The sequence below is a fragment of the Streptomyces sp. NRRL F-6492 genome (assembly GCF_001280125.1).
Taxonomy (GTDB): domain Bacteria; phylum Actinomycetota; class Actinomycetes; order Streptomycetales; family Streptomycetaceae; genus Streptomyces.
The window spans coordinates 1-934 of record NZ_LGEG01000107.1 but is presented as its reverse complement, the minus strand read 5'-3'; the positions used below and the strand labels follow the sequence as shown (position 1 = coordinate 934).

The window sequence follows — 934 nt, the reverse complement described above, 5'->3', positions numbered from 1 at the left end:
GACCGGCCGGACCCCGAGCGCGTGCCGGACCTCACGGACCACGTCCTCGCGCAGACCCCGGATCTCCGCGATCTGGGCATCGGAGAAACCGTGCCGCTTCGCGTACGCCAGCAGCTCCCGGGTGATTCCGCTCGCGTCCGCGAGTTCCCCGGCCACTTCGTGGATCAGGAAGAGCTGGTCGACGAACCAGGGGTCGATCTTCGTCGCGGCGAAGACCTCGTCCGGCGTGGCACCGGCCCGGATCGACCGCATCACGGTGTTGATCCGCCCGTCGGTCGGACGGACCGACTCCCGCAGCAGCTCCGCCTTGTCGCCCGGCTCCCCGGTGAAAGCGAACGGCGAGCCCTTCCTCTCCACCGAACGCAGTGCCTTCTGCAGGGCCTCGGTGAAGTTGCGGCCGATCGCCATCGCCTCGCCCACCGACTTCATCGTGGTCGTCAGCGTCGAATCGGCTGACGGGAACTTCTCGAAGGCGAACCTCGGCACTTTGACCACGACGTAGTCGAGGGTGGGCTCGAAGGACGCCGGGGTCTTCTCCGTGATGTCGTTCGGGATCTCGTCCAGCGTGTAACCGACCGCGAGACGGGCCGCGATCTTGGCGATCGGGAAACCCGTCGCCTTCGACGCCAGCGCGCTCGACCGGGAAACACGCGGATTCATCTCGATGACGATGATCCGGCCGTCGTCGGGATCGATCGCGAACTGGATGTTGCAGCCGCCGGTGTCCACACCCACCTCGCGGATGATCGCGATGCCGATGTCCCGCAGCCGCTGGTACTCCCGGTCGGTCAGCGTCATCGCCGGAGCCACCGTGATCGAGTCACCGGTGTGCACACCCATCGGGTCGAAGTTCTCGATGGAGCAGACCACCACGACGTTGTCGTTCCTGTCGCGCATCAGCTCCAGCTCGTACTCCTTCCACCCCAGGATCGAC

General features: G+C 66.4%; 1 pseudogene. It reads right to left on the bottom strand.

What is annotated here, in order from left to right:
• Positions 1-934: pseudogene (gene carB, locus ADL08_RS10430) on the bottom strand (carbamoyl phosphate synthase large subunit); the annotation flags it as partial.